General features: G+C 63.4%; 17 protein-coding genes. 11 read left to right on the plus strand and 6 right to left on the minus strand.

The window, feature by feature from the left end; genetic code table 11:
• Positions 1–4: 4 nt before the first annotated feature.
• Positions 5–364 carry a hypothetical protein gene (locus tag M5G18_RS20340; protein WP_273897664.1) on the minus strand — a complete coding sequence of 120 codons (360 nt, stop codon included), beginning with the start codon at positions 362–364 and terminating at the stop codon, positions 5–7.
• Positions 365–499: 135 nt separating this feature from the next.
• Between M5G18_RS20340 and M5G18_RS20345 the strand changes: the two genes are divergently transcribed.
• The 5 genes from M5G18_RS20345 to M5G18_RS20365 all read left to right on the plus strand — a co-directional run bounded on the left by M5G18_RS20345 (position 500) and on the right by M5G18_RS20365 (position 4,564).
• Positions 500–1,096, plus strand: a complete 597-nt coding sequence (locus M5G18_RS20345; RefSeq protein WP_273897663.1) for a DUF2796 domain-containing protein — start codon at positions 500–502, stop codon at positions 1,094–1,096.
• Positions 1,097–1,110: 14 nt separating this feature from the next.
• Positions 1,111–1,821 carry an ABC transporter ATP-binding protein gene (locus M5G18_RS20350; RefSeq protein WP_273897662.1) on the plus strand — a complete coding sequence of 237 codons (711 nt, stop codon included), beginning with the start codon at positions 1,111–1,113 and terminating at the stop codon, positions 1,819–1,821.
• Position 1,822: 1 nt separating this feature from the next.
• On the plus strand, positions 1,823–3,088 hold the full coding sequence (locus tag M5G18_RS20355; RefSeq protein WP_074691637.1) for an ABC transporter permease: 1,266 nt from the start codon (positions 1,823–1,825) through the stop codon (positions 3,086–3,088).
• Between the two features lie 11 nt (positions 3,089–3,099).
• Complete coding sequence (locus tag M5G18_RS20360; protein ID WP_085688098.1) at positions 3,100–3,618, plus strand: DUF3299 domain-containing protein; 519 nt, start codon at positions 3,100–3,102, stop codon at positions 3,616–3,618.
• Between the two features lie 247 nt (positions 3,619–3,865).
• A complete protein-coding gene (locus M5G18_RS20365) occupies positions 3,866–4,564 on the plus strand; it encodes an OmpW/AlkL family protein (RefSeq protein WP_007955593.1) in 699 nt (232 codons plus the stop codon).
• Between the two features lie 189 nt (positions 4,565–4,753).
• Here the strand turns inward: M5G18_RS20365 and M5G18_RS20370 are convergent, their stop codons facing one another.
• Both M5G18_RS20370 and M5G18_RS20375 read right to left on the minus strand, forming a co-directional pair.
• Positions 4,754–5,683 carry an NAD-dependent epimerase/dehydratase family protein gene (locus M5G18_RS20370; RefSeq protein ID WP_273897658.1) on the minus strand — a complete coding sequence of 310 codons (930 nt, stop codon included), beginning with the start codon at positions 5,681–5,683 and terminating at the stop codon, positions 4,754–4,756.
• Positions 5,676–6,560 carry a sugar nucleotide-binding protein gene (locus M5G18_RS20375; RefSeq protein WP_045121788.1) on the minus strand — a complete coding sequence of 295 codons (885 nt, stop codon included), beginning with the start codon at positions 6,558–6,560 and terminating at the stop codon, positions 5,676–5,678. The genes M5G18_RS20370 and M5G18_RS20375 overlap by 8 nt, the downstream gene beginning before the upstream one ends.
• A gap of 178 nt (positions 6,561–6,738) precedes the next feature.
• Between M5G18_RS20375 and M5G18_RS20380 the strand changes: the two genes are divergently transcribed.
• Positions 6,739–11,034, plus strand: a complete 4,296-nt coding sequence (locus tag M5G18_RS20380) for a DEAD/DEAH box helicase (protein WP_273897657.1) — start codon at positions 6,739–6,741, stop codon at positions 11,032–11,034.
• Here the strand turns inward: M5G18_RS20380 and M5G18_RS20385 are convergent.
• On the minus strand, positions 11,028–13,133 hold the full coding sequence (locus tag M5G18_RS20385) for a mechanosensitive ion channel family protein (protein ID WP_273897656.1): 2,106 nt from the start codon (positions 13,131–13,133) through the stop codon (positions 11,028–11,030). The genes M5G18_RS20380 and M5G18_RS20385 overlap by 7 nt on opposite strands.
• A 358-nt stretch (positions 13,134–13,491) precedes the next feature.
• Here M5G18_RS20385 and M5G18_RS20390 point away from each other — a divergent pair, with 358 nt between their 5' ends.
• The 5 genes from M5G18_RS20390 to M5G18_RS20410 all read left to right on the plus strand — a co-directional run bounded on the left by M5G18_RS20390 (position 13,492) and on the right by M5G18_RS20410 (position 18,796).
• Entirely contained in the window at positions 13,492–14,703 is a 1,212-nt protein-coding gene (locus M5G18_RS20390; protein ID WP_273897655.1) for an MFS transporter, read from the plus strand.
• Between the two features lie 103 nt (positions 14,704–14,806).
• Complete coding sequence (locus tag M5G18_RS20395; protein WP_273897654.1) at positions 14,807–15,733, plus strand: DUF72 domain-containing protein; 927 nt, start codon at positions 14,807–14,809, stop codon at positions 15,731–15,733.
• A complete protein-coding gene (locus tag M5G18_RS20400) occupies positions 15,730–16,527 on the plus strand; it encodes an endonuclease/exonuclease/phosphatase family protein (RefSeq protein WP_127800171.1) in 798 nt (265 codons plus the stop codon). The genes M5G18_RS20395 and M5G18_RS20400 overlap by 4 nt, the downstream gene beginning before the upstream one ends.
• Positions 16,524–17,810 (plus strand): cardiolipin synthase ClsB, encoded by a 1,287-nt coding sequence (gene clsB, locus M5G18_RS20405; protein WP_273926175.1) that lies wholly within the window; start codon positions 16,524–16,526, stop codon positions 17,808–17,810. The genes M5G18_RS20400 and clsB overlap by 4 nt, the downstream gene beginning before the upstream one ends.
• Positions 17,807–18,796 carry a lysylphosphatidylglycerol synthase domain-containing protein gene (locus tag M5G18_RS20410; protein ID WP_273897652.1) on the plus strand — a complete coding sequence of 330 codons (990 nt, stop codon included), beginning with the start codon at positions 17,807–17,809 and terminating at the stop codon, positions 18,794–18,796. The genes clsB and M5G18_RS20410 overlap by 4 nt, the downstream gene beginning before the upstream one ends.
• On the opposite strand, the gene M5G18_RS20415 is transcribed toward M5G18_RS20410, so the two are convergent.
• Together M5G18_RS20415 and M5G18_RS20420 are read right to left on the minus strand one after the other, a co-directional pair.
• Entirely contained in the window at positions 18,797–19,555 is a 759-nt protein-coding gene (locus tag M5G18_RS20415) for an alpha/beta hydrolase family protein (RefSeq protein ID WP_007955615.1), read from the minus strand. It abuts the gene before it with no gap.
• Entirely contained in the window at positions 19,545–20,651 is a 1,107-nt protein-coding gene (locus tag M5G18_RS20420; protein ID WP_273897651.1) for a DUF3182 family protein, read from the minus strand. Before M5G18_RS20420 ends, M5G18_RS20415 begins: the two co-directional genes overlap by 11 nt.
• Between the last annotated feature and the right edge of the window lie 15 nt (positions 20,652–20,666).

Raw genomic sequence — 20,666 nt, forward strand, 5'->3', positions numbered from 1 at the left:
GCGCTTACTCGATCCAGCTGTAGAGCGGCGTATCCCCGCCGCTCAGCACTTTCACATCGGCCGAATGACGCAGGCGCACCAGCAAGCGCTTGCCCGCCGCCGCACTGCCGGTCAGCCCTTCGAGCTGATCCAGCAATTCCGGCCCGCTGAGTTGTCCGGCCTTGCGCAACAGATCCCTGGCGACCTGCCACAACGTATCATCCTGATTCACCGGTTTCGCCACAGGCGCCGCCGCTGCTGTCTGCGGCTGGGCCGTCTGCACCTGCACGCCAAACTGCGCACCGAGCCGCGCCCAGTCGCTTTCATCCAGTTCCAGGGTCAAATCCACCGGCAACTCGCCGACGGTTCCGCGTATCCGCAACATAAGCTTCGCTCCCGCACATTTCTGACCTGCATGCTCCCATGGGACTTGTGTAACGCCAAGCGGGCGGGCAAACTCTGCGCACTTTCGTTATAAGATTACATAACAAACTCTTCACTTTACTTCCCGGAGACCGTCATGCGTCGTCTGCTGCTCGCTTTGCCGTTTGCCCTGTTGCCGCTGGCCATCGCCCATGCTGCCGATGAGCATGATCACGACCATGAGCACGGCAGCCTCGGTGCCCACGAACATGGCGTGGGTCGCCTGAACGCTGCCCTCGACGGCCAGACCCTGGAACTGGAGCTGGAAAGCCCGGCGATGAACCTCGTCGGTTTCGAACACATCGCCACCAGCGATGCCGACAAGGCCAAGGTCGCAGCCGCGCGTGCGCAGCTGGAAAAACCGCTGGCGCTGTTCAGCCTGCCGGCCGCCGCCGGTTGCAAAGTCACCAGCCAGGAGCTGGAAAGCCCGCTATTCGGCGACAAGCCGGATGCCGACGACGACCACGACGAAGAGGAAGCCGGCAAGGACGGTCACGAGCATCATCACGACCACAGCGAAATCCACGCCCACTACCAGTTCAGCTGCGCGGCGCCGGGCGCGTTGAAAACCCTGGATCTGGCGAACCTGTTCAATACCTTCCCGGCCACCCAGAAAATTCAGGTACAACTGATCAGCCCGAGCGGCCAGCAAGGCACGGAAGTGACGGCCAAGGCCGCCGCCCTGAAGTTCTGACACGAAACGGCGCCATGACCCAAGCACTCATCGAACTGTCCGACCTGGGCTTCAACTGGCCCGGTCACCCGCCGCTGCTGGACATCCCGGCATTTCGCCTGGAAGCCGGCGAAACCCTGTTCCTCAAGGGCCCCAGCGGCAGCGGCAAGACCACTCTGCTCGGTCTGCTCGGCGGGGTGCAGAAACCCGGTCGCGGCAGCATTCGCCTGCTCGGCCAGGAACTGACCGAATTGGGTGCCGGCGCCCGTGATCGCTTTCGCGTCGATCACACCGGCTACATTTTCCAGCAGTTCAACCTGCTGCCGTTTCTCTCGGTGCGCGAGAACGTCGAGCTGCCGTGCCACCTTTCGAAGCTGCGTGCAGAACGTGCGAAGCAACGCCACGGCAGCGTCGATCAGGCCGCCGCCACCCTGCTCGCCCACCTGGGTCTGAAGGACGAAAGCATCCTGAGTCGCCGCGCCGATTCGCTGTCGATCGGTCAGCAACAGCGGGTCGCCGCGGCCCGTGCGTTGATCGGTCAGCCAGAACTGGTGATCGCCGACGAACCGACCTCGGCACTGGATTACGACGCCCGGGAAAACTTCATTCGCCTGCTGTTCGCCGAGTGCCGCGAAGCCGGCTCGAGCCTGTTGTTCGTCAGCCACGACCAGAGCCTGGCGCCGCTGTTCGACCGTCACCTGTCCCTGGCCGAACTCAATCGCGCCGCCACGTCTGCCGAGGTCTGAGATGTATCTGTTCCGCCTGGCCATGGCCAGCCTCGCCAACCGGCGTTTCACCGCCCTGCTCACCGCTTTCGCCATCGCGCTTTCCGTCTGCCTGCTGCTGGCGGTTGAGCGGGTGCGCACCGAAGCCAAGGCCAGTTTCGCCAGCACCATCAGCGGCACCGACCTGATCGTCGGCGCCCGTTCGGGCTCGGTGAACCTGTTGCTGTACTCGGTATTTCGCATCGGCAACGCCACCAACAACATCCGCTGGGACAGCTTCGAACATTTCGCCAGCAACCCGAAGGTGAAGTGGGCGATTCCGATGTCCCTCGGCGACTCCCATCGCGGCTACCGGGTGATGGGCACCACCGAAGCCTATTTCGAGCATTACCAGTACGGTCGCCAGCAGCATCTGGAACTGGCCGACGGCCGCGCGTTCGCCACCGATCCGTTCGAAGTGGTGCTCGGTGCCGAAGTGGCTGAGGCGCTGCATTACAAGCTCGGCGACAAGCTGGTGCTGGCCCACGGCGTGGCGGCGATCAGTCTGGTCAAGCACGATGACAAACCGTTCACCGTGGTCGGGATTCTCAAGCGCACCGGCACCCCGGTAGATCGCACGTTGCACATCAGCCTCGGCGGCATGGAGGCGATCCACATCGACTGGCACAACGGTGTGCCGGCCCGTGGCAACGGACGGATCAGCGCCGATCAGGCGCGCAACATGGACCTGACGCCGCAAGCGATCACCGCGTTCATGCTCGGCCTCAACAGCAAGATTTCGACCTTCGCGTTGCAACGGGAGATCAATGAATTCCGTGGTGAGCCGATGCTGGCGATCCTGCCGGGCGTGGCCTTGCAGGAGTTGTGGAGCCTGATGAGCACCGCTGAAAAAGCGCTGTTCGTGGTCTCGCTGTTCGTGGTGCTGACCGGATTGATCGGCATGCTCACGGCGATTCTCACCAGCCTCAACGAACGCCGCCGCGAGATGGCGATCCTGCGTTCGGTGGGCGCGCGGCCGTGGCATATCGCGAGCCTGCTGGTGCTGGAAGCGTTTGCCTTGGCGCTGACCGGGGTGATCGCCGGACTGGCGTTGCTGTACCTCGGCATCGCTGCGGCACAGGGTTATGTGCAGGCCAATTACGGGCTGTATCTGCCGCTGGCCTGGCCAAGCGAGTATGAATGGACGCTGCTAGGTGGCATTCTGGCTGCCGCGCTGCTGATGGGCAGCGTGCCGGCCTGGCGCGCGTATCGCCAATCCCTGGCCGATGGCCTGTCGATCCGTTTATGAGGATGTTCACCATGCCCCGCGCCGTGCTTGCGCTACTGTTGCTGGTCGCCCTGCCCGTGTGGGCGGCGGCGCCGAAAGACCTGACCTGGTCGGAGATGATCCCGCCGGACGCGGCGCCGGAAGTGCCGAACATGACGCCGCTGCACGACCTGTCGAAGATGAGCGATGCACTGTCGGCGGAATCAGCGCCGGCAGCCAAACAAGACATGCCCAACGCACCGGTAGTGCAAAGCCTCGACGGCCAGAACATTCGTCTGCCGGGTTACATCGTGCCGCTGGAAGTCAGCGAAGAAGGCCGCACCACGGACTTCCTGCTGGTGCCGTACTTCGGCGCCTGCATCCACGTGCCGCCACCGCCGTCGAACCAGATCGTGCACGTGAAAAGCGAACTCGGCGTGAAGCTCGACGAGCTGTATCAGCCGTACTGGGTGGAGGGGCCGTTGCAGGTCAAGCAGTCCACCAGCGAACTGGCCGACGCCGGGTATCAGATGGATGCGGACAAGATTTACGTCTACGAACTGCCGGAGTAAATCTGCTGGTTCTTTATGGCTTGTCAGGGCCCTATCGCTGGCAAGCCAGCTCCCACAGGTTTTGTTGGTGATCACAAAGTTTGTGAACGACTCGATCACTGTGGGAGCTGGCTTGCCAGCGATGAGGCCATGAAAGTTCCACAAAAACCCGGGGCATCACTGTTTCATTGAGCTGAGTCAAAAGACCGTATCAGACGGATTCGTACCATAGGACATCAAACATTTTTAACGTCCTTTGGGAGCTTCCATGAACAAGTCCTTGCTCAGCGCCTCGCTGTTTGCCCTCGCGCTCGCAGCCCCGCTCGCCCACGCCCACGAAGCCGGCGACATCATCGTTCGTGCCGGTGCGATCACCGTCAACCCGAAGGCCGACAGCTCCAGCGTCAAGGTCGATCAGGGTCCGCTGAGCGGCACCAACCTGGGCGGCAAGGCGACCATGAGCAGCGACACCCAACTGGGTCTGAACTTCGCCTACATGCTGACCAACAACATCGGTATCGAGCTGTTGGCCGCATCTCCGTTCGAACATGACGTGAAGCTCAAGGGCACTGCCCTGCCAGCCGCCAACGGCAAACTCGGCACCCTGAAACACCTGCCGCCGACCCTGAGCGTCGTCTACTACCCGCTGGACGCGAAGTCGGCCTTCCAGCCGTACATCGGCGGTGGCATCAACTACACCTGGATCTACGACGAGCACGTCGGCAGCGAAGCCCAATCCAACGGCTTCAGCAACTTCAAGGCGAAAAACTCCTGGGGCCTGGCCTGGCAGGTCGGCGCCGACTACATGCTGACCGACAACATCATGCTCAACGCCCAGGTGCGCTACATCGACATCGACACCCGCGCCACCGTCGAGAACAACGCCGTGGCTCCGGGCACTCGCGCAAAAGTGAATGTCGACGTCGATCCATTTGTGTACATGGTCGGTCTGGGCTACAAGTTCTAAGCAGCAATCAAAGAACGTTCACGTGGTGGTGAATGAGGCTTGGTGGCGGGCAGGCTCAGAACTGACGGCGATGTTACGCCATCGACCGGGGAGCAAGCTCCCTCGCTACAGGAAACCGGTTTGAAACCCGAATTCCGGCCGTGAAAAAGGCGCCTGTCAAAAGGCGCCTTTTTCATGTCTGCGAGAAGCTCAGCGGCCGAGCAAACGGGCCAGGCCGACGTTCATCGGCGTTGGCGTCGGGCATTTGAATCGCTCAAGCAACCGGCGGTTGTTCGCCCGCGAATGACGGATGTCACCGGAGCGCGCCGGGCCGTAGCTGACGGGCGGCAACTCGCCGACCACCGCTTCGAGCGCGGCCAGCATCTGCTTGAGGTTGGTCGCCTGATTCCAGCCGACGTTCACCGCACCGACGTCCACTTGCGGCTTTTCGATCGCCTGCACCAGCACATCGACCAGGTCTTCGACGTACATGAAATCCCGGGTCTGCTCGCCATCGCCGAACACGGTGATCGGCAGGCCTTTCTGCGCGCGTTCGCTGAAGATGCTGATCACCCCGGAGTACGGCGAGGACGGATCCTGACGCGGGCCGAAGATGTTGAAGAAGCGGAAGATCGCCGGTTCCAGACCGTGCTGGCGGCGGTAGAAATCGAAGTACTGCTCGCCGGCCAGTTTGTCCGACGCATAAGGCGTCAACGGCGCCTTGGGCGTGTCTTCGTCAATCGACTCGCCTTCGCCATTGTTGCCGTAGACGGCTGCGCTGGAGGCGTACAGCACACGTTTGACGCCGGCCTCGCGCATGGCTTCGCAGACGTTCAGCGTGCCGATGAAATTGCTCTGGTGGGTTTTCACCGGATCGTCCACCGACGCCTGCACCGACGCCACGGCGGCCAAGTGCGCGACAGCGCTGCAACCCTGCATAGCCTGCGCGACCAAAGCGGCGTCGGCCACATCGCCAACGATCAACTCGACCTTGGGATTATCCAGCGGCAGATTGCTGCGCTTGCCGGTCGACAGATCATCGAGGATCCGCACCGAATGGCCCTTGGCAAGCAGCGCGTCAGTCAGGTGCGAGCCGATGAAACCGGCGCCGCCGGTGATGAGAACAGGGCCTTCAGCCATGACGATAAAACCTATCCAGTAAGCCCGGGAGCGCGGCACGCCAGGCGCGCGGCTTGATCCCGAAGGTGTGCAGAATTTTCTTGCAGGCGAGCACCGCGTGTTGCGGTTCTTCGGCGGCATCCGGCCGCGCGGCGTGGGCCTGGGCGGTCGGCGCTTCGATGGCCAGCGGGTGCAGGCCGCGCGCTTCGGTGAGAATCGCCTGGCCCAGCGCCAGCGGTGTGGTCGCCTCGTGGCCGGCGTAGTGGTAAGTGCCCCACAGCGGCGCGGCGCAATCGAGTTGCTTGAGCACCGAGATGATCACCCGCGCCGCATCGTCGACCGGGGTCGGATTGCCACGGCGGTCATCGGCCAGCAGCAATTCTTCCGGCTGTTCGGCACGGGCCAGGAAGCGCCCGAGGGTGCCTTCCGGGCTGTCGTCGAGCAGCCAGCCGAAACGCAACAGCACGTGTTGCGGGCAGGTGGCGCGTACGCTCTGCTCGATCCGCCACAGGGCCTGACCGCGCAGGCCCAACGGCACCGGTTCGTCCTTTTCGCTGTAGGCGGTGGCGCGGGAACCGTCAAAAACCCGATAACTGGACGGTTGCACCAGCACGATGTTGTGGTGCTGGCACAGTTCGGCCAGGCGCTCGATGGCTCGTTCTTGCCCGGCCAGACGGCTTTCGCTGACGGCCTCGGCCTGGAACCAGTCGAAATAATAGGCAAGGTTGATCAATGCATCGGGACGGGTGTCGTCGAGCAATTGGGTCAGGCTCGCGGCATCCCAGCCGTCTTCGGGCGGGCGGGGGGCGAGGAAACCGATGTCTTCCTCTGCACCGAGGCGAATCAGCGCCTGCCCAAGGGCATTTCCGCCGCCCAGTAACATAAGGCGCATTCGCATAGAGTCAGCAGGCCCAGTCTGATTGGAACGATGGCTTTGGCGACGATGTTTGGTACAGCGTCGTCGATAATTGCCGGAATCGTTGCATTTTGCGGGTTTAGTGCGCAACCGTCACCCGTAAAGTGCAGATCCCGAGCGGTACTTGCAACTTCGCCCGCCCACCCGCATAACTGAAGCCATGAATCTGCCCCTCCCCAAGGACGCGGCCCTGGCAGGCTTCCACCCCGCCGTCAGCGCCTGGTTCAGCAGCACATTCCCGACGGTGACCGCCGCCCAAGCCCGCGCATGGCCGTTGATCCGCCAGCGCCGCTCGACGCTGATCGCTGCGCCCACCGGCTCCGGCAAGACCCTCACCGCGTTCCTCGCGGTGCTCGACGATCTGGTCCACCGTGGCCTGGAAACCCCGGACGGTCTGCCGGACGAAACCCTGGTGGTCTACGTTTCGCCGCTCAAGGCGCTGTCCAACGACATCCGCATCAACCTGCAGAACCCGCTGGCCGGGATTACCAACCAGTTACGCCAGATGGATCTGCCGGCGCTGGAAATCACCACCGCCGTGCGCACCGGCGACACCCCGCAGAAAGACCGCGCCGCCATGCGCAAGAGCGCGCCGCACATTCTGGTGACCACCCCGGAATCGCTCTATGTGCTGCTGGGCTCCGAGTCCGGCCGAAAAATGCTCGGTACCACGCGCACGGTGATCGTCGATGAAATCCACGCCATCGCCGCCGGCAAACGCGGCAGCCACCTGGCCTTGAGCCTCGAACGCTTGCAGGCGCTGTGTCCTGACCCGCTGACCCGCATCGGTCTGTCGGCCACGCAAAAACCGATCGATGCGGTGGCGCGTTTTCTGGTCGGCCATGAACGCCCCTGCGAAATCATCGACATCGGCCACGCCCGCCCACGGGATCTGGGCATCGAAGTGCCGCCGGTGCCGTTGTCGGCGGTGATGGCCAATGACGTCTGGGAACTGGTTTACGACCGCCTCGCCACGCTGGCCCGGGAACACCGCACCACGCTGATTTTCGTCAACACCCGACGTCTGGCCGAACGCCTGAGCCGGCACCTGAGCGAACGCCTCGGCAAACACGCGGTGGCGGCGCACCACGGCAGTCTGGCCAAGGAGTTTCGCCTCGACGCCGAGCAAAGGCTTAAACGCGGCGAGCTGCAAGTGCTGATCGCCACCGCGTCGCTGGAGCTAGGGATCGATATCGGCGAAGTCGACCTGGTGTGCCAGATCGCCTCGCCACGTTCGATCGCCGGTTTTCTGCAACGGGTCGGTCGTTCCGGGCACCAGGTCGGCGGCACGCCCAAGGGGCGCCTGTTCGCCACCACCCGCGATGACTTGATCGAATGCGCCGCCCTGCTCGACTGCGTGCGCCGGGGTGAACTCGATACGCTGCACATCCCCGAAGCGCCGCTGGATGTGCTGGCGCAGCAGATCATCGCCGAGGTCAGTTGCCAGGAATGGGCCGAGGACGATTTGCTCGCGCTGTTCCGCCGGGCCGAGCCTTACGCCCGCCTCGACGAAAAACATTATCAGGCGCTGCTGGGTATGCTCGCCGAGGGTTACAACGGCCGTCAGGGCATCCGCAGCGCCTACCTGCACCGCGACGCCGTGAGCCGAACCCTGCGCGGACGACGCGGCGCTCGGCTGACCGCCGTCACCAGCGGCGGCACCATCCCCGACAACGCCGACTACAGCGTATTGCTCGAACCCCAGGGCCTGAACATCGGCAGCGTCAACGAAGACTTCGCCGTGGAAAGCATTGCCGGCGACGTGTTCCAGCTCGGCAACGCCTCCTATCGCATTCTGCGGGTGGAAACCGGCAAGGTGCGGGTCGAGGATGCCCAGGGTCAGCCGCCGACCATCCCGTTCTGGCTCGGCGAAGCACCGGGACGCAGCGATGAATTGTCGGCGGCCGTGGCGCGCCTGCACGCGCAACTCGATCAATTGCTCAGCGACAGCCCCGGCAACCTGCAACCGGCCCTCGACTGGCTGACCGACACCCTCGGCCTGAACCTGGCCAGCGCCGAACAACTGGTGGATTACCTGGCCCGCGCCCGCCTCGCCCTCGGCGCCTTGCCGTCGCGGGACACGCTGCTGATGGAGCGGTTTTTCGACGAGTCCGGCGGCACCCAACTGATCATTCATTCGCCGTTCGGCAGTCGCATCAACCGTGCGTGGGGACTGGCCCTGCGCAAGCGTTTCTGCCGCACCTTCAACTTCGAATTGCAGGCCGCCGCCAGCGAAGACGCGATCGTGCTGTCGCTGTCCACCAGCCACAGTTTCGAACTCGACGAGGTCTGGCGTTACCTGCACAGCAACAGCGCCGAGCACATTCTGATTCAAGCCGTCCTGGATGCACCGCTGTTCGGTGTGCGCTGGCGCTGGAATGCCGGTGTGGCGCTGGCCCTGCCGCGCTACACGGGCGGGCGCAAAGTCGCGCCGCAATTGCAGCGGATGAAAAGCGAAGACCTGATCGCCAATGTGTTTCCCGATCAGATCGCGTGCCTGGAAAACCTCGCCGGCGAACGGGAAATCCCCGAGCATCCGCTGGTGGAGCAGACCCTCGACGATTGCCTGCACGAGGCAATGGACAGCGAAGGCTGGCTCGAACTCCTGCGGCGCATGGAGCGCGGCGAAGTGCGCCTGATCGCCCGTGACCTTCCGGCGCCCTCACCGTTGGCGGCGGAAATCCTCAGCGCCCGGCCCTACACCTTTCTCGACGATGCGCCGCTGGAAGAGCGGCGCACCCAGGCCGTGCTCAACCGCCGCTGGAGCGATCCGCAGTCCACTGATGACCTCGGCGCGCTGGACGCCGATGCGATCAACGCCGTGCGCGAAGAAGCCTCGCCGACGCCGAACAGTGCCGATGAAATGCACGAAGCGCTGATGAGCCTGGCCTGCATCAGCGACTGCGAAGTCGAGGCCAATCCGCAGTGGCGCGATTGGCTGAATGCTCTGGCCGAGACCGGGCGAGCCTGCCAGTTGAAGATCGATCCCGAGCATTCGATATGGCTGGCGAGAGAACGCCTGACCTGTCTGCAAGCGCTTTATCCACAGGCACAGTCGGCACTCCCCGCGTTGCCCGGTTTCGACGAACCATGGGCAGCCGATGACGCACTGATCGAAGTGATCCGCGCGCGGCTCGGCGCATTCGGCCCGCTACCGCTGGCGGCGATTGCCGAACCGCTGGCCCTGATGCCGGCCTCTGTTCATCAAGCCCTCGCTCATCTGGAGCGCGAGGGTTACGTACTGCGCGGCCAGTTCACGCCGGGGTCGACTGTTGAGGAATGGTGCGAGCGTCATCTGCTGGCGCGCATTCACCGCTACACGGTCAAGCGTCTGCGCCGGGAAATCGAGCCGGTGGCGTTGCAGGATTTCATGCGGTTTCTGTTCGACTGGCAGCACTTGTCTCCGTCTACCCGTGGTCAGGGCAGCGTGGTGTTGCCAGCGATTGTTGGCCAGTTCGAAGGCTATCCGGCTGCCGCTTCGGCCTGGGACAGCGACCTCCTTCCCGCGCGGCTCAAGGACTACTCACCGAGCTGGCTGGACGATCTGTGCCGCAGCGGAAAACTAGTGTGGACGCGCCTCAGCGCCCGGCAAAACATCAGCGGCACGGCGTTGCGCAGCACACCGATCGTGTTGCTGCCGCGCAGTCAGGTCGGATTGTGGAGTGCACTGGCCGAGCAGACGCCGGTCAGCGAACTGTCGCCCAAGACCCGCAAGGTTTTCGACGCACTGAGCCAGCACGGCGCGCTGTTTTTTGATGAGCTGACGCATGAAGCGCACCTGCTGCGCACCGAGCTGGAAATCGCCTTGCAGGAACTGGTCGGCGCCGGTCTGGTGAATGCCGACAGCTTTGCCGGATTGCGGGCGTTGATCACTCCGGCGAGCAAGCGCCAGCAACGCAGCAGTCGACGCGGGCGCGGGGCGTTTGTCGGCGGCATGGACGATGCCGGGCGCTGGGCGTTATTGCGTCGCGGGCCGGTTGTGGAAAACCGTCAAACGGCGTCGCCCGAAACCCTCGAACACGTCGCCATGACTTTGTTGCGCCGCTATGGCGTGGTGTTCTGGCGCCTGCTGGAACGCGAGGCCGACTGGTTGCCGAGTTGGCGCGAACTGCTGCGCACCTTCCATCGACTGGAAGCACGGGGCGAGATTCGTGGCGGGCGGTTTGTCAGTGGCCTCGCCGGTGAACAATTCGCCCTGCCCGAGGCGATTCCGCTGTTGCGCGAAGTCCGCCGTCGCCCCCATGATGGCAGCCTGATCGCGGTGTGCGGCGTCGATCCGCTGAACCTCGCCGGCACCTTGTTACCGGGGGCGAAGGTGCCGGCGCTGGCGAGCAATCGGCTGGTGTATTGCGACGGCTTGCCAGTCGCTGCCGAGGTCGCGGGCAAGCCGCAATTCTGGGTGGAACTGGACTCCGCCGCCATGAGCGAAATCCGCAACAGGCTGACCCGTCACTGAGTGCGCACTTGCTCCGGCAACACCACCGACGAATGCGCCGGCGCCACCTCCTCTTCCTGGCGCTTGGGCAGCAAAACCTGCTGTGGATAAGTTTGCGCGAAATGCACCCATGGGCTGTTATCCACAAGCTTTTTCAGACGCTGGTTGAATGCGCGGCTCACCGCATATTGCCCGCCGGAAACCGTGCGAAATTGCGCGGTCAGTACCACGCCGTTGAGGTCCATCTTGTCTACGCCAAAGACATCCAGCGGCCCTTGCAGGTTGTACTTGAGGAATGGATCTTCGCGAATCGAATCCCCCGCCTCGCGGATCAGCTCGATGGCCTTGTCGACATCGGTGTCGTAGGTGAACTGCACCGAGAAAAACGCGAACGCAAACTGCCGTGATTGATTGGTCACGGCCTTGATCTGACCGAACGGCACCGAGTGCACGAAGCCCTTGCCGTCACGCAGGCGCAGGGTGCGAATGGTCAGGCCTTCGACCGTGCCGGCGTGCCCGGAATCGAGCACCACCCAGTCGCCGATCGACAGGGTGTCTTCGATGATGATGAACAGCCCGGTGATCACGTCCTGCACCAATTGCTGCGAGCCGAAACCGATGGCCAGGCCGACCACCCCGGCACCGGCCAGCAGCGGTGCGACGTTGATACCGAGATTGGCCATGGTGGTGATCGCGCAGATCACCACCAGGATGATTTTGATCGCGTTGCGCAGCAGCGGCAGGATGGTTTTCACCCGGGTGCTGGGCTGGCGCGCCGAGCGTTTGCTGACCGGCGGTTTCAGCGCTTCCTGAATCGCCGTGTCGAGCACCACCCACAACAGCCATGTCACGAGGAAGATCAGGCCGATGCTGCTCAGGGCATTGCTGATCGCCCGTCCGACCGTGCTGCTTTGCGCGAAGTCGAGCAGCGACACGCCCCAGATCCGCCCGAGAATGTCGATGAACGCAATCGCGATGACGATCCGCAGCAAGGCATGCAACAGGCTGAGGAAACGTTCCTTGTAGGCACTGCTGCGCTGGATCGCCTCGGCCTTGCGCGACTTGAACAGGTGTTGCAGCACGGTGCTGAGAAACACCGTGCCGATCAGCAGCACGGTGGTGAACAGCGCACAACGCAGGGCCTTTTGATTGTCCTCGCCGATGCCGATCAGATTGACTGCCGAGACCAGCACCATCAGCACGATCGGCCAGTACCAGAGCCCGGAAAAAATCCGCAGCGACTCCTGCAGCGACGGCTGTTTCAGACGTTGGGCCAGTGAGCGATTGCGGATCAGGTGCGCCACCGGCCGACGCAGGCGAATCACCAGCAGGCCGAAGATGATCGACGCCAGCAGACCGGTGAACACCGCGATGCTGCTGGTGATGTTGCCGCCCAGTTGCCGGGCGATCTGCGGGCTGGTCAGGGCGTCACTCAACGCAGCGAGAAAGCCGATCAGGAACAGCGGTTTCGGGCAGTAGTCGCGGATGATCTGCACGGCGCGGCGCTTGTGGCCGACGTTGAACATCACCACCACGCACAACAGCATCGACGTGGAAAATATCCCGCTGCTGGTGGCGTAGGCAAAACACAGCGCCAGCGCGCGACCGACCGAGGCCGATAGGAAGTGGCTGACATATAGGGTCAGCGGCAGGCAGATCAGCGCGGGCAGCGTGTAAGGCAACAGGTAACCGAGCAGGTCCTGACTGCGCTGGCGGGTGCGCAGCCAGCGCCCTTCGCGCAGACGTTTGCCCAGCACGCTGCCGAGCACGGTCAACACGGCAAACGTGCCCAGCCACACGCCGGAGAGCATCAGGAAATCCCCCGCCACGCTCCAGCCGGAGCGGTTCGAGGGTTGGTTGACCAGCCTGTCGACTTCATCCGCCGCCCGGTCGGCGCGCAGGCGCCAGGCGTCGACCAGATGCTCGTTGAGATCGAGTTTGTCCTGCACGTCGTCGATGCTGGAACTGATGGCGCCGAGCAGTCCGCCCTGCACGATCGGCTCCGGTTTGGCCGGCTCTTCACTGGCCGCCGGGACGCCCGGCAGGCTGGCGGCTTGCACTGCATTGCCGCCCAACAACAGCAATGCCCCCAATAGAATCGCGATCCTGAACCTGGTCAAAACGCAGAGCTCCCTTGGTTGAACCTGTAAGGAACTGATCGACATTTGACCGGCAAAGTTCAAGAGCACCCTCACCCCAGCCCTCTCCCGGAGGGAGAGGGAGCCGACCGAGGTGCCCTTTTCAGTTACATCGACCTGAGAAATCTCGGTCGAACTCAGGAATTGAATAGCGCGTAGATCGGCTCCCTTTCCCCCTCGCCCCCTTGGGGGCGGTCCGACGTTTCGGGAGGGCTGGGGTGAGGGGGTAAGCTTTTGATCTTTGCTCTCAGGTCAAATATCAAATGCCCATCCCCGTATTTTTCCACCCCCACCAAACCCCGACACTGCGCTCCATTCAATCCCCCACCGGAGTGCCGTCATGCCCATTGCCCTGCTCGCGCTGACCCTCAGCGCTTTCGCCATCGGGACGACCGAGTTCGTCATCGTTGGCCTGCTTCCTACCATCGGCGCCGATCTCGGCGTCAGCCTGCCTTCCGCCGGTCTGTTGGTCAGTCTTTATGCCCTCGGCGTAGCCATCGGTGCGCCGGTGCTGACCGCCCTCACTGGCAAAGTCCCGCGCAAACTGTTGCTGCTGTCGCTGATGGTACTGTTCACCCTCGGCAACCTGCTGGCCTGGCTGGCACCGAGTTATGAATCACTGGTGCTGGCGCGGATCGTCACGGGCCTGGCCCATGGCGTGTTCTTCTCAATCGGCTCGACCATCGCCACCAGCCTGGTGCCCAAGGAAAAAGCCGCCAGCGCGATTGCGATCATGTTCACCGGCCTGACCGTGGCGCTGGTCACCGGCGTGCCGCTGGGCACGTTCATCGGTCAGCATTTCGGCTGGCGTGAAACCTTCCTCGCGGTGTCGGCACTCGGAGTGATCGCGTTCATCGGCAGCCTGCTGTACGTCCCAAACAACATTGCCCACAGCAAACCGGCGTCGCTGTTGCAGCAATTGCAGGTGCTCAAGCAACCGCGCCTGCTGTTGGTGTACGCCATGACGGCCATCGGTTACGGCGGCTCGTTCATCGCCTTCACATTTCTGGCGCCGATTCTTCAGGACATCTCCGGCTTCAGCGCCGGCACCGTAAGCCTGGTGTTGCTGGTGTACGGCGTGTCGGTGGCGGTCGGCAACATCTGGGGCGGCAAACTGGCCGACAAACGCGGGCCGATCAGCGCACTGAAAATCATCTTCGCCCTGCTCGCCGCCGTGCTGTTCGTGCTCACCTTCACCGCCGGCAACCCATGGCTGGCGCTGGCCACCGTGCTGGTCTGGGGCGCAGTCGCCTTCGGCAACGTGCCGGGCTTGCAGGTGTATGTGGTGCGTCAGGCTGAACATCACACACCGCAAGCCGTGGACGTCGCATCGGGGCTGAACATTGCTGCGTTCAACCTCGGGATTGCCGGTGGCGCGTGGGGTGGCGGTTTGATCGTCGAGCACATCGGCCTGATCCATACCGCATGGATTGGCGGACTGGTGGTGCTGGTGGCATTGGCCCTGACCGCCTGGAGCGGTCGCCTCGATCGCCTGGGCCCGGTGTATGCCGAACCCGCCGAAGGCTCCACCCGGATCGTCACCGGGCACTGATCCGGCGCAGCCCGACCGTCCGTAATCCCGTCGAAACTTTCCCGAACCGTCCGCAGTCATCCACAGACAGAGGCCGTACGGGGACTTTCGACGGGAGGGCGGCATGGCAACGATTCATATCGGTATTTCAGGCTGGCGTTACGCCCCGTGGCGCGGGGATTTTTACCCGAAGGGGCTGGCGCAAAAACGCGAATTGCAGTTCGCCTCGCGGGCGGTCAACAGCATCGAAATCAACGGATCGTTCTACGCCCTGCAACGGCCCGAACGCTATGCCCAGTGGTACGCCGAAACGCCGGATGACTTCGTGTTCAGCATCAAGGCGCCGCGCTTCATCACCCACATCCGCCGCCTGCGCGATATCGAAAAACCCCTGGCCAACTTCTTCGCCTCCGGGGTGCTGGAACTGAAGGAAAAATTCGGTCCGGTCCTCTGGCAATTCCCGCCCAACTTCACGTTCGACCCCGAGCGTTTCGAAGCCTTTCTCGATCAGTTGCCCCACGACACCCAGGCTGCCGCCGACCTCGCCCGCCAGCACGATTCCCACCTGCACGGCCACGCGAGCATGAAGGCCTACGGCAAAAAACCGCTGCGCCATGCCGTGGAAATCCGCAACGACAGTTTCATCGACCCCGACTTCGTGCGCCTGCTCAAACGCTACAACACCGCGCTGGTTATTGCCGACACCGCCGGGAAATGGCCGTACCGCGAAGACCTGACCAGCGATTTCGTCTACCTGCGCCTGCACGGTGCCGAAGAGCTCTACGCCAGCGGCTACACACGTGTCGCGCTGCAACGCTGGGCCGAACGGATCGACGCCTGGCACCATGGCCGGCAACCGGGCGACGCCCATTTGATCGCGCCGCGCCTGAAGCCTCGTGCGCGCAAATCCCGCGAGGTTTTCTGCTACTTCGACAACGACATCAAGGTCCGCGCGCCGTTCGATGCCCGCAGCCTGTTGCAGCGTTTCGAACTGGATAAAACCCTCGAAACCGCGCCCGGCGAACCGGCCGCCGAAGGGGTACTCGCATGAGCATTCCCGAGCCGGTCGGCTTCACCGACGAGCAGACCACGGTCATTACCACGGTGCGCCGTTTCACCGTGCTGACGGTCAACACCCACAAGGGTTTCACCGCGCTGAACCGGCGTTTCATCCTGCCGGAATTGCGCGAAGCGGTGCGCAGCGTGTCCGCCGATGTGGTGTTTCTTCAGGAAGTCCACGGCACCCACGAGCACCATCCAAAACGCTACGAAAACTGGCCGACGATGCCCCAGTACGAATTTCTCGCCGACAGCCTCTGGCCGCAGTTCGCCTACGGGCGCAATGCGGTGTATCCGGACGGCGATCACGGCAATGCGGTGCTGTCGAAATTCCAGATCGTGCGCCACGACAACCTTGACGTTTCGATCAGCGGCCACGAAAACCGCGGCCTGTTGCACTGCGTGCTGCGCCTGCCGGGAGACGACCGTGAAGTGCATGCGATCTGCGTCCATCTGGGCCTGCGCGAAAGCCATCGCAACGATCAGCTGCGCCTGCTGCGAGAACGCCTGGCCGAGCTGCCTGATGACGCGCCGGTAATCGTCGCGGGCGATTTCAACGACTGGCGCCAGCGCGCCGATGCCTTGCTTGAACCCTGTGGCCTGCGCGAAGTGTTTGCGGCGCATCACGGCAAACCGGCGCGCAGCTTTCCTGCGCGCATGCCGCTGCTGCGCCTGGACCGGATCTACGTACGCAACCTCAAGGCCAGTCAGCCCAAAGTGCTGGCGAACCGTCCCTGGTCACACCTTTCCGACCACGCGCCGCTGTCGGTGGAGATTGAACTATGAGCAGTGCACCGTTGGAAAAATCCGCCGTAGAGCCGGTCAGCATTACCCCGCCCGTGCGCGAGCCGGGCACCGTCGATGTCGAGTACCGCTGGCAGGGCAACAATCGGCTGGAGCTGCTGGAAAACGGCGAGGAATATTTTCCCCGGGTGTTCGAAGCGATGCGCGCGGCGAAAAGCGAGATCCTGCTGGAGACCTTCATCGTCTTCGAAGACAAGGTCGGCAAGGAATTGCAGGAGATCCTGATCGATGCCGCCCGGCGTGGCGTGCGCACCACCGTCAGCCTCGACGGCTTCGGTTGTGGCGAACTGAGCACCGGTTACCTCACCGCGTTGAGCGATGCCGGCGTGCATTTGCAAATCTTCGACCCGGCCCCGAAACGCCTGGGCATTCGCACCAACTGGTTCCGTCGTTTGCACCGCAAGATCGTGGTGGTCGACGGGCTGATTGCGTTCATCGGCGGGATCAATTTTTTCGGCGATCACCTGGCCGACTTCGGCCCCGAAGCGAAGCAGGATTATTCGGTGGAAGTTCAGGGCCCGGCGGTGGCCGACATCCATCATTTCGCCCTGCTGCAAAGCGGCCGGCCGGGACGCGCAAGGTTCTGGTGGCAACGGCGCCGGCAGCGTCGCGCCGAGATGGCGTTCGATGATCACGACGGTCAGGTGCGCCTGGTGTTCCGCGACAACGACCGTCACAACACCGATATCGAAGACGTTTATTTGCAGGTACTGCGTCGCGCCCAACGGCGGGTGGTGATCGCCAACGCCTACTTCTTTCCCGGCTATCGCCTGCTGCGCGAAATCCGCAATGCGGCCCGGCGTGGGGTCGAAGTGCGGCTGATTCTGCAGGGGCAGCCGGACATGCTGGTGGCCAAACTCGCCGCGCGCATGACCTACGATTATTTGCTCAAGGCCGGGGTGCAGATTCATGAGTATTGCGAGCGGCCGCTGCACGGCAAAGTGGCGCTGGTGGACGAGGAATGGAGCACCGTCGGCTCAAGCAATCTTGATCCGCTGAGCCTGTCGCTGAACCTGGAAGCCAACGTGTTGATTCGCGACCGTGCCTTCAATCGCCACCTGTTCGAACGCCTCGAAGATCTCAGCCACAACCACTGCAAAGCGATGGACGCCGCGAAGTCGCCGCGCGGACGGATCTGGCACATGACCGTGGGCTTTCTGGTGTTTCACTTCCTGCGGCATTTCCCGGCGATGGCCGGCTGGCTGCCGGCGCACAAGCCACGGCTCAAACCCTTCACTCATGCCGCCGGGAGCGATCCGTCATGAGCCATTCCGAAGCCCACGCGGCGGTGCATCCGGCACCGGCGGGCAAGTCCCGCTGGACCCGTTGGAAACGTCCGCTGACCCTGCTGTTTTTTCTGGCGCTGATCGTTTTGCTGACAATGTTCGCCAGTCGCATCGAATGGGCCGAGGTGCTGCAAACCCTCGCCGACTTCAAGGTGCGCACGCTGATCATCGCCTCCAGCCTGACCCTGCTGAGCTTTCTGGTGTACGCCAGTTTCGACCTGATCGGCCGCACCTATATTCGTCAGGACCTGACGTGGAAACAGATCCTGCCGGTGGGCGTCATCAGCTATGCGTTCAACCTAAATCTGAGCGCGTGGGTCGGCGGGATCGCCATGCGCTATCGGTTGTATTCGCGGCTCGGGGTGAGCAAAAGCAACATCGCCAAGATCCTCGGCCTGAGCCTGGCGACCAACTGGTTCGGCTACATGACCATCGCCGGCGTGGTGTTCAGCAGCGGGCTGGTGCGCATGCCGCCGGGCTGGAAAGTCAGCAGCGATGCGTTGCAGGGCATTGGTGTATTGCTGCTGTTGGTGAGCGCCGGTTATCTGGTCGCCTGCCAGTTTTCCCGGCGGCGCGAGTGGTCGATTCGCGGGGTGGAAATCAACCTGCCGTCGCTGCGCATGGCGGTCCTGCAATTGCTGCTCGGGGCGCTGAACTGGTCGCTGATGGCGGCGGTGATTTTCACTTTGCTGCCGAGCAAGCTCGACTATCCGCTGGTGCTCGGGGTGCTGTTGATCAGCGCGATTGCCGGGGTCATCACCCACATCCCCGCCGGGCTCGGCGTGCTGGAAGCGGTGTTCGTGGCGCTGCTGCAACACGAGGCTTCGCGCGGCAGTCTGGTGGCGGGGTTGCTGGCGTACCGGGCGATCTATTTCCTGCTGCCGCTGCTGATCACCGTGCTGATGTACCTGGTGGTGGAAGCCAAGGCCAAGGCGTTGCGCATCGAGAAGAAACCCAAATCCTGATCAGCGCGACTGAATGATGCTCAACCGCTCGCCCACCACCATCTCGGTGATCCAGTCGACGAGGATCGAGGTGTAGGCCTGCTGCGAGGTCGGATCGCTCAGGGCGTGGTCGGCGCCGTCGATGATGCGGTGGGTCAGCGAGTGAGTCTGCTGGCACGCGGCGCGATAACTCATGATCGTCGCGTGGGGCACGTAGTCATCGGTTTCCGACTGCACCAGCAGCACGTCCCCGGTGAACTGCGAACAGGCATGCAAGGCGCGGTTGCTGTCAGCGCGCACCAGGGTGCCGCGATAATCGCGCAGGTCGGCCTTGTCCAGATCGCGTTTCGGCGTGTGCCATTGCTCGTCGCGGTACAGCGCCGGCACCCGCAGCGCCAGCCAGCGCACCGGACGCAATGAGGTGAGGATCGAGGCGAGATAACCGCCATAGCTGGTGCCCACAACCGCAATGGCCGAAGTGTCCAGCGCCGGGTGGGCGAGCAGCCGATCGTAGGCCGCCAGCAAATCACGCAGATTGTCTTCGCGGGTGACCCGGCTCAGCGGAATGCCGGTGCCGCCGGTGTGCCCGCGCAGGTCGAACGTCAGGCACACACAACCCAGGCCGGCGATGCCTTTGGCCCGTTCCAGATCCCGCTCCTGGCTACCACCCCAGCCGTGCACGAACAGCACGCCGGGGACTTTCGATTTGGGACTGAGGAACGTCCCGCTCATCTGTTCATCATCAATGTCGATCTGAATGCTTTCGCTTCTAGCCGTCATAGGATTTGACCGTTACGTATTTGAGGAGAAAGTCGCTGTTCTCGGCCGGCCCGCGATACACCTCGATGGCATCCGCCGGCAGGGCCTGATCGGTATAGGTTTCCACGGACGACACGCGGATCGCACGCATCGAGGGATCGTTGACGAAACTTTGCAGCGCCGCCACTTCCGCGCTGCTGGCGCCGCCCATGCGCCACGATTGTTCGAGTACGCCACTGCGCGGCCGGCCTTCGCTGTCCAGGCCCTGGGCGATATCGTAATTGCGCCGCGAGGCATAGAAACGCGGATAGGCTTCGTCCGCCGCCCGGTCGAACACCTGCGCCTGCTGAATGGCCAGACGCACGTCGTCGGGCAGATCCAGCGCCAGCAGATCCTCGTAACCGCCCTGCACCACCAACAGGTTCGAGCCGCCGTACACCTCTTCGCCGTGGGCGTCCTTGGTCAAGTATTGATCACCGCAGTAACTCAGCACCCGGTCGCCGATGAACGACTGCCCGACGCTGTGGGTGATCACCTGACTCAAGTCCTGCTCCAGCACCACGCCATCGCTAAACAATGCTTCAGCCTCGGGTCGGGCGAGGATTTCGTCGAACGCATCCAGGCTCTTGATCACTTCCTGCCCACGCCCGGCACAGGCGTGGATCGGCTTGATCCGGATCGGTCCGCTGTACAACAGATGTTCGGCGGCGGGCCGCGCATCCTCCAGCGCAAAGACGCTGAGCCCGTCCAGCACCACAGTGCGCACCCGCTCGGAAAACAGCGGCGACCAGCCTTGCGGCGCGTGGGCCTGATGGCTGCGCAGACCGTGGCTGATGGCTTTGGTGCAGATGAAGTCGTGCTCGACGAACCCGCCCCACAGATCGTCCGGGCCGCTCACGCCCAGCTCGCGGGCCGCCGCGCCGACAAGGGTCTGGGTCGGCAGCAGATAAATATCCCGACCGCGATGTTTCTCAGCGTCGTAACTGCCGCCGAACTTGAGGCCGAGGATCTGCGCCAGCCATCGCGCGAGGGCTTTATTGGTCTGCACTTCATGCTGTGGCGCGCCGGGTCGAACCGAATGGGCGACGACCACTTTCCTGCGGGATGTCGGGGTCATGCGTTCCCCCTTCCA

The organism is Pseudomonas aphyarum, assembly GCF_028657055.1.
GTDB classification, from domain to species: Bacteria; Pseudomonadota; Gammaproteobacteria; order Pseudomonadales; family Pseudomonadaceae; genus Aquipseudomonas; species Aquipseudomonas aphyarum.

Excerpts from the sequence above, each read along its gene's own strand:
- M5G18_RS20420 (WP_273897651.1), bottom strand. The coding sequence starts at position 20,651 with ATGACCCCGACATCCCGCAGGAAAGTGGTCGTCGCCCATTCGGTTCGA.
- M5G18_RS20355 (WP_074691637.1), top strand. The coding sequence starts at position 1,823 with ATGTATCTGTTCCGCCTGGCCATGGCCAGCCTCGCCAACCGGCGTTTC.
- M5G18_RS20390 (WP_273897655.1), top strand. The coding sequence starts at position 13,492 with ATGCCCATTGCCCTGCTCGCGCTGACCCTCAGCGCTTTCGCCATCGGG.
- M5G18_RS20380 (WP_273897657.1), top strand. The coding sequence starts at position 6,739 with ATGAATCTGCCCCTCCCCAAGGACGCGGCCCTGGCAGGCTTCCACCCC.
- clsB (WP_273926175.1), top strand. The coding sequence starts at position 16,524 with ATGAGCAGTGCACCGTTGGAAAAATCCGCCGTAGAGCCGGTCAGCATT.
- M5G18_RS20415 (WP_007955615.1), bottom strand. The coding sequence starts at position 19,555 with ATGACGGCTAGAAGCGAAAGCATTCAGATCGACATTGATGATGAACAG.
- M5G18_RS20395 (WP_273897654.1), top strand. The coding sequence starts at position 14,807 with ATGGCAACGATTCATATCGGTATTTCAGGCTGGCGTTACGCCCCGTGG.
- M5G18_RS20375 (WP_045121788.1), bottom strand. The coding sequence starts at position 6,560 with ATGCGAATGCGCCTTATGTTACTGGGCGGCGGAAATGCCCTTGGGCAG.
- M5G18_RS20400 (WP_127800171.1), top strand. The coding sequence starts at position 15,730 with ATGAGCATTCCCGAGCCGGTCGGCTTCACCGACGAGCAGACCACGGTC.
- M5G18_RS20410 (WP_273897652.1), top strand. The coding sequence starts at position 17,807 with ATGAGCCATTCCGAAGCCCACGCGGCGGTGCATCCGGCACCGGCGGGC.
- M5G18_RS20350 (WP_273897662.1), top strand. The coding sequence starts at position 1,111 with ATGACCCAAGCACTCATCGAACTGTCCGACCTGGGCTTCAACTGGCCC.
- M5G18_RS20340 (WP_273897664.1), bottom strand. The coding sequence starts at position 364 with ATGTTGCGGATACGCGGAACCGTCGGCGAGTTGCCGGTGGATTTGACC.
- M5G18_RS20370 (WP_273897658.1), bottom strand. The coding sequence starts at position 5,683 with ATGGCTGAAGGCCCTGTTCTCATCACCGGCGGCGCCGGTTTCATCGGC.
- M5G18_RS20345 (WP_273897663.1), top strand. The coding sequence starts at position 500 with ATGCGTCGTCTGCTGCTCGCTTTGCCGTTTGCCCTGTTGCCGCTGGCC.
- M5G18_RS20365 (WP_007955593.1), top strand. The coding sequence starts at position 3,866 with ATGAACAAGTCCTTGCTCAGCGCCTCGCTGTTTGCCCTCGCGCTCGCA.
- M5G18_RS20360 (WP_085688098.1), top strand. The coding sequence starts at position 3,100 with ATGCCCCGCGCCGTGCTTGCGCTACTGTTGCTGGTCGCCCTGCCCGTG.